Below are 12,530 nucleotides of genomic sequence, written 5' to 3' on the forward strand. Positions count from 1 at the left end.
GACGCGGCCCTGATGTGGCCCCCATCTGCGGGGACGCTCAGGACCGCGTCGTACAGGCCATTACTGGTGGGTAGCTACTTGTGCGCAGATTCACACGCCGAGCTGGCACCGCGTGCCATCTGTCGAGGGCCCGGCGGAATTCAGACAGCCTGCGAGGCGACGTACGAACCACGCTTCTCGATGGCCATCTGGTAGAGGCGCCCGGCCCGGTACGAGGAGCGGACCAGCGGGCCCGACATGACTCCGGAGAAGCCGATCTGCTCGGCCTCGTCCTTCAGCTCCACGAACTCGTGCGGCTTCACCCAGCGCTCGACGGGGTGGTGGCGCACGGAGGGCCGCAGGTACTGCGTGATGGTGATGAGCTCGCAGCCCGCCTCGTGGAGCTGACGCAGGGCCTCGCTGACCTCTTCGCGGGTCTCGCCCATTCCGAGGATCAGGTTCGACTTCGTGACCAGACCGTAGTCACGGGCCGCCGTGATGACCTTCAGCGAACGGTCGTAGCGGAAGCCCGGACGGATGCGCTTGAAGATCCGGGGGACCGTCTCCACGTTGTGCGCGAAGACCTCCGGGCGGGAGGAGAAGACCTCGGCGAGCTGGTCCGGCTCGGCGTTGAAGTCCGGGGCGAGCAGCTCGACCTTGGTCCGGCCCTCGGCGCGGTCCGCGGTCTGCTGGTGGATCTGGCGGACCGTCTCCGCGTACAGCCAGGCGCCGCCGTCCTCCAGGTCGTCGCGGGCGACTCCGGTGATGGTCGCGTAGTTGAGATCCATGGTCACCACGGACTCGCCCACGCGGCGGGGCTCGTCGCGGTCCAGTGCCTCGGGCTTGCCCGTGTCGATCTGGCAGAAGTCGCAACGCCTCGTGCACTGGTCGCCGCCGATGAGGAACGTGGCCTCGCGGTCCTCCCAGCACTCGTAGATGTTGGGACAGCCCGCCTCCTGGCAGACCGTGTGCAGGCCCTCGCTCTTCACGAGGTTCTGCATCTTGGTGTATTCGGGACCCATTTTCGCCCGGGTCTTGATCCACTCGGGCTTGCGCTCGATGGGGGTCTGGGCGTTCCGGACCTCCAGGCGCAGCATCTTGCGTCCGTCGGGTGCGACTGCGGACACATCGGCTCCCTGTAGCTTCGATTCTTCGGCGTACACCAGGGTACGCCCGTGTGCTTCTCGGCCCCCGAGGTGGGCAACCTTCGGGAACGGGGGTGCATTCCCGGGGCCTTCTTTCGCCCCCGCCGCCCCTACCCGTTCCCGTCCCGCATGGGGGCTGCGCCCCCTCGCCCCCGTTGTCCTCAAACGCCGGACGGGCTGAAAGACGTCCGCCGGTCCGGCGTTTGAGGACCGGGGGTTCGGGGGCTGGCCCCCGAGTCGGTGACGGGACGGGTAGGGGCGGCGGGGGCGAAAGAAGGCCCTACACCCCCGCCCCCTCGACGGCCCGAGGCAACAGCTCCGCGTTCCCCAGGACATCCGCCAGGTGCCGCTCGGCCACGGGCAGAACTTCCGCGATGGCAAGGTCGCGCCCCAGCTCGTACGCGAGCGACGTGACCCCCGCATCCCGGATCCCGCAAGGAATGATCTTGTCGAAGCTGGACGTGTCGGGGTTCACGTTCAGGGCGAAGCCATGCATGGTGACCCCCTTGGCCACCCGGATCCCCATGGCGCAGATCTTGCGGTCCTCACGCCGCTGCCCGGCGTTGGAGGGCGCGTACTCGGGCCCGTTCAGCCGCGGGTCGAACTCCTCGTCGGCCAGCCGGGGATCGAAGTCGAGGGAGAGCCCGCCGAGCACCGGCCGCTCGTCCACCGGATCGCCGAGGACCCAGACACCGGCCCGCCCCTCCACCCGGCTGGTCTCGACGCCGAACTCCGCGCAGACGCGGATCATCGCGTCCTCAAGGCGCCGGAGATGGGCGACGACGTCCACCGGACGCGGGAGCTTCTGGATCGGGTAGCCGACCAGCTGCCCAGGGCCGTGCCAGGTGATCTTCCCGCCCCGGTCCACGTCGACGACGGGCGTGCCGTCGAGCGGCCGCTCACTGTCCGCCGTACGCCGGCCGGCCGTGTAGACCGGAAGGTGCTCCAGGAGCAGACAGGTGTCGGGGATCTCGTCCTGGAAGCGGGCCGTGTGCACACGGCGCTGCTCGTCCCAGGCCTCCTGGTACTCGACGGCGTCCGCACCGAAACCCATGCGGACGAACCGCAGCTCACTCACGGCAAGCGCCTCCCTTGCAAGAGTTATGAGGCTCGACACGGCCAGGTAAGGCTCGTAACGCCCCACGCCACTGTACGTCCGACCGGCGCGCGTCAGCTCTGAGGGCAATCCTCACACGATCGGATGAATGCGCGTCGAAGTGTGCGATCGGTTGGCTACAGACCGCTACATTCGCGCCGTTCACGAGGGTGATAAGGGCTGCTCAAAGGCACGGCGGCCGACCTCGCCCGCGCCTGCCCGCGCAGGCCCCCCGCCCCAGCCCGGAAGGCAGGAGTTCGCACCGCAGATGTCGGAACGACCCGCGCAGCGCACCCCCAACCGTCAGCTCGCCGCACTTATCGCAGAAGCGGGATTCTCCAACGCGGGGCTCGCCCGTCGAGTGGATCAGCTCGGCCTCGAACACGGTCTCGATCTGAGATACGACAAGACATCAGTGACCCGCTGGCTGCGTGGGCAGCAGCCCCGGGGCACCACGCCGGCCCTGATCGCCGAGGTGTTCACCCGCCGCCTCGGCCGCCGGCTCAGCGCACAGGACCTCGGACTCGACGCCTGCGCACCCGTCTACGCGGGGCTGGAGTTCGCCGCCACCCCGGAGGAGGCCGTCGACATCGTCGGCGGGCTGTGGCGCAAGGACTCGGGAAGTCATGCCGAACTGCGCAAGATCGCGTTCACCCCGGCGGGGCTCGTCGTGCCCAGCCGGGACTGGCTGATCGGCCGGGCCGACGACCGGGTGAGCCGCGGCGACCCCGGTGCCGCGCGCATCCCCGTACAGGGCGGCCGACCGGTTTCCGTCAAGCCCCCGGTCATGCCGGAACAGGGCAGGCCCCCGTCCCGGCAGCGCGTGGGCACGGAGCGCGGGCCCGGGCAGCGGGTGACCGCGGGTGACATCGCGGCCCTTCGCTCCGTCGGCGAGCTCTTCCGCACGCTCGACAACGCGTACGGCGGAGGGCACGCACGCCAGGCCCTCGTGCGGTACCTGGAGCACGAACTGGAGCCGATGCTCCGCGGCACCTACGGCGAGCAGACCGGGCGCCGGCTGTTCGCCGCGGCGTCCGATCTGACCCGGCTCGCGGGCTGGACCTCGTACGACATCGCCGCGCACGGGCTCGCGCAGCGGTACTTCGTGCAGGCGCTGCGGCTCTCGCAGGCGGCGGCGGACCGGGCGTACGGCTCCTACGTGCTCGTGACGATGAGCAGGCAGGCCGTCTATCTCGGACACGGCCGGGAGGCGGTCCAGCTCGCCCGGGTCGCCCAGCAGGGCGTGGGCTCCTCCGCGCCGCCCGTCGTCCAGGCGCTGCTGTACGCGGTCGAGGCACGCGGGCACGGAGTGCTCGGCGAGGTACGGGCGGCCACGGCCTCGCTGGTGCGGGCCGAGCGGGCTCTGGAAATCGCCCGGCCCGGGGACGAAGTCCCGTACTGGGCGCGCTTCTTCGACGAGGCGCAGCTCGCGGACGAGTTCGGGCACTGCCACCGGGATCTACAGCAGTACCGGGCGGCGGCGCAGCATGCCGAGCGCTCGCTGCAGTTGCGTGCGCCCGGGTACGCGCGCAGCCGGCTCTTCTGCCGGGTGGTGCTCGCCTCGGCGCGGCTGGGTCTCGGTGAGCTCGACCAGGCGTGCCAGCTGGGGGCCGAGGCGGCTACGCAGGCTTCGGAGATGCGGTCGGTTCGGGCGCTGGAGTATGTGCGGGACTTCGAGCGGCGGTTGGAGCCGTATCGGGATGCTGCGCCTGTGCGGGGGTATCGCGACAAGGTCGCGGCTCTCGGCTGAGCCGCCGGGAAGGTCGCGTATCGGCTGCGGCGCCGCCGCGGCCGTTCGCGCAGTTCCCCGCGCCCCTGAAAACCGTCCCCCGCGCCCCACTTCTCCAGGGGCGCGAGGAACGGCGCAAGGCTTTTGGGGGTGGTTTGAGGGGCGCGCGGAACGGCGCAAGATTTTGAGGGGCGCGGGGAACGGCGCAGGGCTTTGAGGGGCGCGGGGAACGGCGCAGGGCTTTGAGGGGCGCGGGGAACGGCGCAAAGGGGGTGGAGGTCCTGCCCCGCGTCGGGACCTCCACCCCGGCTTACGGGGGCGCCGCACACCCCCTCAGGGGCGCGGCGAACCGCGCGACCGGCCCCCACCGGCCCGCAGCCGAAACACGACCCTCCCCCGGAAAGGGGCTACGCGGCCGTGGAGGCCCGCAGCCGCGCAACCGTCGCGGTCGAGGGCAGGCCCAGGTCCGTCAGAAGGGCCCGCGCCGCACGGTGCCCCGAGTGCAGGGCGCCCTGGACCGTACTGGTGTCGCGGTGGTCGCCGCAGACGTACAGGCCCGCCAGCAGACGGACCGGCCGGCGGAGGTCGTACGGCGGCAGCATCGCCGGGACGGCGTCGGGCGTGTGGTGCACGGCCAGCAGCTCCCAGCGGTGCGTGGCGGTGCCGTAGAGGGCCGCCAGATGCGCGCGCACCGTCCGGTCCGTGTCCGCGGGCGGCGCCCCCAGGACCGTCGAGGAGATCAGGGCGCGGCCCGCGGGAGCCCGGGACGGATCGACCTGGCTGACGACCGCGGTATGGGTCACCGGGCCCCGGCGGTCCGCGTCCAGGAGCAGCGCCGCGTCCGTCAGGGGCGGCTCGTCCGCCGTGTGGTGCACCACCGTCACCGGGTGGCACGGCGGTACCCGCAGACCGGGCAGCAGATCGGCGGCGGCGCGGGCGCCGGTCGCCACCAGCACCGCACGGCACCGGAGTTCACCGTGCCGGTCCGTCGTCACGGACGTGGTCGAGACGGAGGTGACCCGCACCCCGGTGCGGACCGTCCCCGGTTGCAGGGTTCCCGCGAGCAGCTCCGGCAGGGCGTCGGCGCCGCCCTCGGGGAGGCACAGCCGCCCGGCGGCGAAGGCCCGGAGCGCCAGGTCGGCGCACCGGCTGGACGTCGTCAGATCCGGATCGCAGAGCAGCGCCGCCAGGAGCGGGCGCAGAAAGCCCTCGACGGTACGGGCGGGCATGCCGCGCGCCGCGAGCGCCCGTCCGGCGGGCCGCTCCGGCCGGGCCAGCAGCCGCTCCACGGGAACCGTCGCGATCCGGCCGAGGGCCGCGGCCAGCCGGGCCTGGTCGAGGACGCCCCCGAGCGGGGGGTAGGCCCGTGACAGGGGCGGGGCGGCGGCCGGGGATGTCTGCCGATGCCTCCGAGGGGGGCTCACGAAGGCGCGTGCCGCGTCGAGTGCGCCCCTTGCGCCCCCGGCGCTCGCGGGCTCACCCGCACGGTGCACACGCCCCTCGGCGTGGACGAGGACGCCGGCGGCGAACGGACGCAGGACGAGGGCGTCCAGGCCCGGCGTCAGCCGCAGTTCGGGGTACGCCGTGGAGAGGAGCCGTCCGACGCGGTCGAGACGGAAACCGTCGACCTTCTCGGTCGTCATACGGCCGCCGACGTGAGGGGCGGCCTCCAGGACGACGGTCGACACACCTGCGCTGTTCAGCCGATGGGCGGCCGAGAGTCCCGCGACCCCCGCCCCCACGATGACGACGTCCGCCTGGCAAGCGGGCTCAAGCACGTGCCCCTCCTAGAGGTCGCGCGGCGCTTGGGGGCGTCCCGCCCCCAACGGGCATCCGGAGCACCCGAGTTCGGAACGAGCGTAGGGCCGCGGCCGACCGGGGGAACTCGCGCATGAGCAGGGCACGGTCGCACGCAGGTCGCATGTGGTCGGGACCGCGGTACCGGAAGCGTGCCCGGTCCGTCCGCCCGCCTCGTGGGGGAGCGGACGGGACGGTTACGCCTGGGCCGCCCGGACGGTCTCCTCGATGCCGGGGAACGCGAAGGTGAAGCCCGACTCCAACAGCCGGGTGGGAAGCACGCGTTGGCTGCCCAGCACCTCCGAGGCCATCTCCCCGAGCACGGCCTTCAGCACGGGCGCGGGCACCGCGAACAGCGTGGGCCGGTGCAGGACGCGCCCCATGGCGGCCGTGATCTCGCCGTTGGTGAGCGGCTCCGGAGCCGTCAGGTTGAAGGGTCCGGACAGCCACTCGGAGTCGAGCAGATACCGCAGCGCGGCCACGTGGTCGTGCAGCGCGATGTAGCTCCAGTACTGCCGGCCGTCGCCCATCCTCCCGCCGAGCCCCGCCTTGAACAGCGGGAAGAGCCGTCCCCAGGCGCCGCCCTTCGCGGCCACCACCAGTCCGGTGCGGGCGAGGACGGTCCGTACGCCCGCCTCCTGCGCGGGCGCCGCCGCTTCCTCCCACTCCACGCACACCGAGGGCAGGAACCCGTCCCCCGGCGGGGCGCTCTCGTCCACGGCACGCTCGCCGGTGTCCCCGTAGAAACCCATCGCGCTGCCGTTCAGGAAGACCCGCGGCGGCCGGTCGAGGGAGGCGACGGCCTCCGCGAGCGTGGCGGTGCCCAGGACCCGGCTGTCGCGGATCGTCCGCTTGTACGTGTCCGTCCAGCGGTGGTCGGCGATACCGGCGCCCGCGAGGTTCACCACGGCGTCGCAGCCGGAGAGCCCCACCGCGTCCACGTGGCTGCGTTCGGGGTCCCACTCGATCTCGTCGGCCGCCCGGGGCGTACGGCGCACCAGCCGCACCACCTCGTGCCCGTCCGCGGTCAGTGAGCGCACCAGGGCCTTGCCGATGAGGCCGGACGCGCCGGCCACGGCGATTCGCGAAGCTTCCATGACCCCATCCTGCGTCAGTCTCCCCGGGAACACCGCGTGGAGGGGGCCGCGGTCGAGCGGGTCGCCCGGTGCCCCGGCTCTACAGTGACGTGCATGCCCGAGCCGCACATACGCACCGCAGTGCCCGACGACGAAGAGGCGCTGGGCCGTCTCGACCGCGCTGTCTGGTCCTACCTGCACGCGGTCAGACCCCGGGAACAGCCGCCGTACGAGCCGTTCTTCAACGACCGCTTCGGGCCCCGCGACCACCTGATCGCCGAACTGGGCGGGCGGGTCGTCGGCTACGTACGGCTCGGATTCCCCACCCCGCTCGCCTCCAACGCGCACGTCCGGCAGATCCAGGGCCTCGCCGTCGCCGACGAGGCCCGCGGCAACGGTGTCGGCCGGGCGCTGATCCGCGCCGTCGTCGCGGAGGCCCGCCGCCAGGGCGCGCGCCGGATCACCCTGCGCGTCCTCGGCCACAACACCCCCGCCCGCAGGCTGTACGAGTCGGAGGGCTTCGTGGTCGAGGGGATCCAGCCGGGCGAGTTCCGGCTGGGCGGCGAGTACGTGGACGACGTACTCATGGGACGCAGGATCTGAGCGGTCGGCGCCGGGCCCGGCGGCCCGTCGGCCGGGTCAGGGGGCCTGGGGCTCCGTCAGCAGCCGCATTCCGCCGGTCAGTTCGCGCAGGCAGCGCACCGCGAGTTCGGCGGGGGAGCCGGGGCCTTCGAGGCCGGCGTCCGACTCCGCCCAGGTCTCCAGGGCGACCCGGATCGCGTCCGTGGCGGCCGCGGCGGCGAGACGGATCTCCAGCGGGTCGGCGTCCGGGCCTGCCAGCCGTGCGACGACCGGGACGAGTTTGTCCTCGGACTCCTGGTTCACCCGGTACCAGACCGCGCGCAGCGCCGGGTCCTCGGCGGCGGCCCGCAGCAGCCCCCGCGTCCAGCGCAGGCCCTCGGCCTTGGCCTCGTGGGGGACGGTCAGTGACTCGGTGACGGCCGACTCCAGCGCCCGGCGGAGCGCGGTGCCCGGCTCGGCCCTCGCCAGCCGCTCGCGCCAGTGGTCGCCGCCGATCGCGAGCAGCGGGCCGACGGCGTCCTGCTTGTTGCGGAAGTAGCGGTAGAAGGTGCGCAGGGCGACGCCGGCGCGTACGGCGATCTCCTCGGCCGTGGTGCCGTCGGGGCCGCGCTCGGTGAAGAGCTCGGCGGCGGCCCGGGCGATGTCGAACTGGGTTGCCGCCTTACGGCGCTCGGTCAGCGACGGGGTCCTGGTCGCTGCGGACGGCTCGGTGCTCACGCGAGAAAGCGTACGTCGCAGGGGGCGGGGGCCTGGTCCGGCTGGTCCGCCTGGGCGGCGTGACGGCCCGGCCGACCGGTGTGACGGGTCGGCAGGGCCGCTCGGCCGGGTGGTGGCGGGATCGTGCGGGTGCGCGTCCGGTGGGGGCCGGCCGCGCAGTTCCCCGCGCCTCCTCCGGGGCGCACCGACGCGCGAGACGGCACCAGGTCGCTCACGACGTCACGACGTCACGAGGTCGCCCGTGTCCACCGGCGTCGAGGACTTCGCCGCCCGTGCGGCGTCGTCCGCGACCTCGTCGGCGGTCAGTACGTAACCCGTCTCGGCGTCGCTGGTCGAGCGGGCGAAGACGACACCGAAGACCTTGCCGTCGGTGGTCAGCAGCGGACCGCCCGAGTTGCCGGGGCGGACCGTGGAGCGGATCGAGTAGATCTCGCGGGTGACCACGGCGGAGCCGTAGATGTTCTTGCCCTGGGCGTTGATCGTGTTCGCCACCGTGGCCGCCTGGAGGTCGAGGCCGCCGTCCTGCGGATAGCCCGCGACCACGGCCGCGTCACCGCGGGCCGCACTCTTGTCGAAGGACAGCACGGGGGCCTTCAGCCCCGGCACGTCGAGCACGGCCACGTCCTTCTGCGGGTCGAAGAGGACGACCTTCGCCTCGTACGCCCGGCCCGTGCCGCCCACCCGCACGGTCGGGTCGTCGATGCCCGCCACCACATGCGCGTTGGTCATCACGTGCTCCGAGGCGAACACGAAGCCGCTGCCCTCGCGGCCCTGGGTGCCGACGGCGCCCTCGACCTTCACCGTGGAGCGCTGCGCGGCCCGGGTGGCGGCCGCGGTGACGCTGTCCCCGGACGGCTTGGCGACCTCGGCCGTCGGCTCGTTCTCGAAGGGGTTGAAGACCTGCGGGAAACCGGCCTCCGTGAGCGCCGCGGTGGCCCGGGAGAACCAGGCCGGTGTCGTCTCCGGCATCGTGTCCTGCACCGCGCCGAGCAGCGCGGAGTCCCGGATCGACGAGGTCACGACGGGCGAGGCGGACGAACCGAGGACACTCGCGGCCACCCACGCCACGAGCAGCACGGAGACCGTGTTGGCCGCGGCACCGCCCACGCCGTCGACCACACGCAGGGAACCCCGGTCCAGCTCGCGGCGCAGCTTCAGCGCCAGCCGCCCCGCCAGCTCGTGGCCCAGCGCGGCGGGCAGCAGCACCGTGAGCACCGCCGTGACCGTCGCGGCCGTGGTTCCGGGCTCCACCAGGTCCATCACCCAGGGCAGCACCCACACGCCGATGACGGCACCGCCCACGAAGCCGGCCAGCGAGACACAGCCCGCGACCAGTCCGCGCCGGTAGCCGGACGCCGCGTAGCCGAGAATGACCAGCAACAGCAGGATGTCGAGCAGGTCCACGGAGCTCCCTTTCTCTTGGGCCCCTTAGTACGCGCCGGGCAGGCCCAGTGATCAGGTACGCGCAGGTGGAACCGGCCGGCCGGCACACGTGCGTGGACCTGTAGAAACGTCCCGGACCGGGGCGTTGGTTCCACCGGGTGGCACACCACACATCGCGGACCTCCCCGGTGTCCCGGAGAGTGGGTCGCATGTGCGCCCACCGGAGCCCGCTCACGGCCCGCATACCCCGCCTGCCGCGCGTCCTGCGGACCCGCACGGCCCGCCCCGCGCGCGTCGTGCTGGCCTGCGTCCCCGGCCTCGCCGCCGTCGCCGCGCTGGTGCTCTGCGCCGTGGGCGTCGACCGGACGCCGGGCGACGCCGAGCGCGCCGTCGCGGCCCGGGCCTCGGTCGGGCACCGGGCCCCGAAGCCCCCCATGGTGCCGAGGGAACGCTGGCTGGGCGACGCCGCCTCCACCCAGCCGCCCATCCGGTACGCCGACCGGGTGTCCGCCGTGTTCGTGCACCACACCGACTCGCCCAACGGCTACGACTGCGCGGACGCGCCCCGCATCATCCAGTACCTCTACACGGGGCAGGCCGGGGTCCGGCACTGGGACGACATCGGCTACAACTTCCTCGTCGACCGCTGCGGCACCATCTACGAGGGCCGGGCGGGCGGCCCCGAGCGGGCCGTCGTCGGCGCCCACACCCAGGGCTTCAACGTCGGTACGACGGGCATCGCCGCACTCGGTACGTTCACCGCGGGCGTGCCGGTGCCCAGGGCGATGACCGACGCCATCGCCGCCGTCGCCGCCTGGAAACTGGGGCTCAAGGGGATCGACCCGCGCGCGCCCGTGCGGCTGGTGTCCACCAACAGCCTGAGCAAGTATCCGGCGGGCAGCCGGGGCACTTTCACGGCCGTCTCCGGTCATACCGATGGGTACTGGACCGCGTGCCCGGGTGCCGCGCTCATGGCCCGGCTGCCCGGGATCAGGCAGCAGGCGGCCCGGCTGCAGGGCCGTCGTTGAGCGTTTCGCCGAGCGCGTGCCGTGCCGTGCAGGGGGCCGCCGGGTGTTGTCGGTCGTACGCGCGTCCGTCGTGGCTCACAGGTGTGGCACAGCGGGGGCACGGACCGTCCCGAGCCGCGGCTTCCGGTGTCGGGGCACGCGCTGACCGGAGGCGGGGACCATGAGCAGTCGCACGCGTACGAGCAGCACGAGCAGCGGCACCGGCGTACGTCCCGGTGGGCGCGGGCCGGGCGCAGCCCCTGGACCGTCGCCTGTGGGGTGGCCGCCGTCGTGGTGGGACCCTCCGCCGCCACGGCGTCCGCACTCGACCGGGCCAACGCGGCGCCCCCGCACAGCGTCCCGAGGGCCGGCTCGCAGCCGGCCGGCACCTCGCCGGTGTCAGTCCGCGAACCGGTCCCAGAGCCGCGGCAGCCGCTCCTCCAGGAGTGAGCGGTTCTCCAGGTCGAGCGGGGTGCCCAGCGGCTCGGGAGGCGCCGCCGGGATGCCCAGGTCGGGCGCGACCGCACCGGTGAGCTGCTCGTACGCCTCGTCCGCCGCGTAACCCAGCTCCTCGGCGTCCCCGTCGACCTCGTCGTCGAAGTCCCGCAGGAGGTCGGCCAGTTTGTCCGGATCGTGCACGGCGCCCTCGTACGTCTCCCGGCCCTGGCCGATCAGCCAGCAGCGGAAGAAGTCGAAGGCGTCGTCGCTGGCCCCGTCGAGCAGGATCCAGGCGGCGCCCCACAGATCCCAGGTGTAGGCGCGGTTGTAGCGGGCCTCGAAGTGGCGGGCGAAGTCGAGGACCATCTCGGGGTCCAGCCGGAGCAGCCGCTCGACGAGCAGGTCGGCCTGCTCCTCGGGGTCGCCCTCGGCGGCCTCGCGGCTCGCGTCCACCAGCTCCCAGAACTCCGTCTCGTCCATCACGGGACAAGCATCGGGCCTGGACCCGGCCCGCGCACCCGGGGACAGGCGGATCGTTATGCGCGCACATGCCGCCGGAAAATCCGACAGCAGGTGTCGGCATTCGGCGGGATGCTCGGTCCATGGAGAGAGCAGAGCAGGCAGGACAGAGGAACGCGGGGCCGCTCGACGGGAGGATCGCCCTGGTCGCGGGTGCCACGCGCGGTGCCGGCCGGGCCATGGCTGTCGAGCTGGGACGCGCGGGAGCCACGGTGTACGTGACGGGACGCACGACCCGCGGGCACGTCAGTGAGGTCGGCCGGACCACCGAGACGATCGAGGGGACGGCCGAACTGGTCGACGAGGCCGCGGGCGCCGCCGGTGTCGCGGGCCGCGGGATCGCCGTACCCACGGACCACCTCGAACCGGAGCAGGTGCGCGCGCTCGTGGCGCGCATCGACCGGGAGCAGGGCCGCCTCGACATCCTCGTGAACGACATCTGGGGCGGGGACGTCCACCTCGACTTCACGGCGGAGAAGCAGCCCGACATGTGGGAGATGGATCTCGGCAAGGGGCTGCGGATCATGCGGCTCGGCATCGAGTCGCACCTCGTGACCAGCCACTGCGCGCTGCCGCTCCTCGTCCGCAACCCCGGCGGACTGTTCGTCGAGGTCACCGACGGCACCGAGGAGTACAACCGGCGCTACCGCAAGCCGCTGTTCTACGACCTCGCCAAGACTGCCCCGATCCGGATGGCATACGGACTCGGGGAGGAACTCAAGGAGTACGGCTGTACGGCGGTCTGCGTCACCCCCGGCTGGCTGCGCTCCGAGGCGATGCTCGACACCGCCTTCAAGGTCACCGAGGAGAACTGGCGGGACGCCTGCGAGCACGTCCCGCACTTCGCGATCTCCGAGACGCCCACGTACGTCGGCCGGGCCCTGGTCGCCCTCGCCGCCGACCCGGACGTGGCCCGCTGGAACGGGCGGTCGCTGTCCAGCGGCGGCCTCGCCCAGGAGTACGGCTTCACGGACGTCGACGGCTCGGCCCCCGACGCGTGGCGCTATCTGCTGGAGGTGGAGTCGCAGGGCAAGCCGGCGGACGTGACGGGCTACCGCTAGC

General features: G+C 73.0%; 11 protein-coding genes. 4 read left to right on the forward strand and 7 right to left on the reverse strand.

The features are described 5' to 3' along the window. Positions 1 to 140 precede the first annotated feature (140 nt). Together lipA and lipB are read right to left on the reverse strand one after the other, a co-directional pair. Entirely contained in the window at positions 141 to 1,106 is a 966-nt protein-coding gene (gene lipA, locus OHS59_RS31805; protein WP_328496786.1) for a lipoyl synthase, read from the reverse strand. A 298-nt stretch (positions 1,107 to 1,404) separates the two neighbouring features. Continuing rightward, positions 1,405 to 2,202: a lipoyl(octanoyl) transferase LipB gene (lipB, locus tag OHS59_RS31810; RefSeq protein ID WP_328496787.1), complete on the reverse strand. Its 798-nt coding sequence runs from the start codon at positions 2,200 to 2,202 to the stop codon at positions 1,405 to 1,407. A 286-nt stretch (positions 2,203 to 2,488) separates the two neighbouring features. On the opposite strand from lipB, the gene OHS59_RS31815 reads away from it, so the two are divergent. Then, positions 2,489 to 3,970: a regulator gene (locus tag OHS59_RS31815; RefSeq protein ID WP_328496788.1), complete on the forward strand. Its 1,482-nt coding sequence runs from the start codon at positions 2,489 to 2,491 to the stop codon at positions 3,968 to 3,970. Positions 3,971 to 4,356: 386 nt separating this feature from the next. Here the strand turns inward: OHS59_RS31815 and OHS59_RS31820 are convergent, their stop codons facing one another. Further along, the gene (locus tag OHS59_RS31820) at positions 4,357 to 5,727 is read right to left on the reverse strand and encodes an NAD(P)/FAD-dependent oxidoreductase (RefSeq protein WP_328496789.1); all 1,371 of its coding nucleotides are present in this window, start codon (positions 5,725 to 5,727) and stop codon (positions 4,357 to 4,359) included. Between the two features lie 216 nt (positions 5,728 to 5,943). Then, complete coding sequence (locus OHS59_RS31825) at positions 5,944 to 6,843, reverse strand: TIGR01777 family oxidoreductase (RefSeq protein WP_328496790.1); 900 nt, start codon at positions 6,841 to 6,843, stop codon at positions 5,944 to 5,946. A 93-nt stretch (positions 6,844 to 6,936) separates the two neighbouring features. Between OHS59_RS31825 and OHS59_RS31830 the strand changes: the two genes are divergently transcribed. Continuing rightward, positions 6,937 to 7,425: a GNAT family N-acetyltransferase gene (locus OHS59_RS31830; RefSeq protein ID WP_328496791.1), complete on the forward strand. Its 489-nt coding sequence runs from the start codon at positions 6,937 to 6,939 to the stop codon at positions 7,423 to 7,425. A gap of 36 nt (positions 7,426 to 7,461) precedes the next feature. On the opposite strand, the gene OHS59_RS31835 is transcribed toward OHS59_RS31830, so the two are convergent. Together OHS59_RS31835 and OHS59_RS31840 are read right to left on the reverse strand one after the other, a co-directional pair. Next, positions 7,462 to 8,121: a TetR family transcriptional regulator gene (locus tag OHS59_RS31835; RefSeq protein ID WP_328496792.1), complete on the reverse strand. Its 660-nt coding sequence runs from the start codon at positions 8,119 to 8,121 to the stop codon at positions 7,462 to 7,464. A gap of 219 nt (positions 8,122 to 8,340) precedes the next feature. After that, positions 8,341 to 9,525, reverse strand: a complete 1,185-nt coding sequence (locus tag OHS59_RS31840) for a MarP family serine protease (RefSeq protein WP_328496793.1) — start codon at positions 9,523 to 9,525, stop codon at positions 8,341 to 8,343. 188 nt (positions 9,526 to 9,713) lie between these two features. Here OHS59_RS31840 and OHS59_RS31845 point away from each other — a divergent pair, with 188 nt between their 5' ends. After that, on the forward strand, positions 9,714 to 10,532 hold the full coding sequence (locus OHS59_RS31845; protein WP_328496794.1) for a peptidoglycan recognition protein family protein: 819 nt from the start codon (positions 9,714 to 9,716) through the stop codon (positions 10,530 to 10,532). A gap of 378 nt (positions 10,533 to 10,910) precedes the next feature. Here the strand turns inward: OHS59_RS31845 and OHS59_RS31850 are convergent, their stop codons facing one another. Next, positions 10,911 to 11,429, reverse strand: a complete 519-nt coding sequence (locus OHS59_RS31850) for a DUF4240 domain-containing protein (protein ID WP_328499438.1) — start codon at positions 11,427 to 11,429, stop codon at positions 10,911 to 10,913. A gap of 122 nt (positions 11,430 to 11,551) precedes the next feature. Between OHS59_RS31850 and OHS59_RS31855 the strand changes: the two genes are divergently transcribed. Then, the gene (locus OHS59_RS31855) at positions 11,552 to 12,529 is read left to right on the forward strand and encodes an SDR family oxidoreductase (protein ID WP_328496795.1); all 978 of its coding nucleotides are present in this window, start codon (positions 11,552 to 11,554) and stop codon (positions 12,527 to 12,529) included. Position 12,530: the final 1 nt, after the last annotated feature.

It is taken from the genome of Streptomyces sp. NBC_00414, from assembly GCF_036038375.1.
GTDB lineage: Bacteria > Actinomycetota > Actinomycetes > Streptomycetales > Streptomycetaceae > Streptomyces.

Excerpts from the sequence above, each read along its gene's own strand:
- OHS59_RS31815 (WP_328496788.1), top strand. The coding sequence starts at position 2,489 with ATGTCGGAACGACCCGCGCAGCGCACCCCCAACCGTCAGCTCGCCGCA.
- OHS59_RS31825 (WP_328496790.1), bottom strand. The coding sequence starts at position 6,843 with ATGGAAGCTTCGCGAATCGCCGTGGCCGGCGCGTCCGGCCTCATCGGC.
- OHS59_RS31830 (WP_328496791.1), top strand. The coding sequence starts at position 6,937 with ATGCCCGAGCCGCACATACGCACCGCAGTGCCCGACGACGAAGAGGCG.
- OHS59_RS31845 (WP_328496794.1), top strand. The coding sequence starts at position 9,714 with ATGTGCGCCCACCGGAGCCCGCTCACGGCCCGCATACCCCGCCTGCCG.
- OHS59_RS31850 (WP_328499438.1), bottom strand. The coding sequence starts at position 11,429 with ATGGACGAGACGGAGTTCTGGGAGCTGGTGGACGCGAGCCGCGAGGCC.
- OHS59_RS31855 (WP_328496795.1), top strand. The coding sequence starts at position 11,552 with ATGGAGAGAGCAGAGCAGGCAGGACAGAGGAACGCGGGGCCGCTCGAC.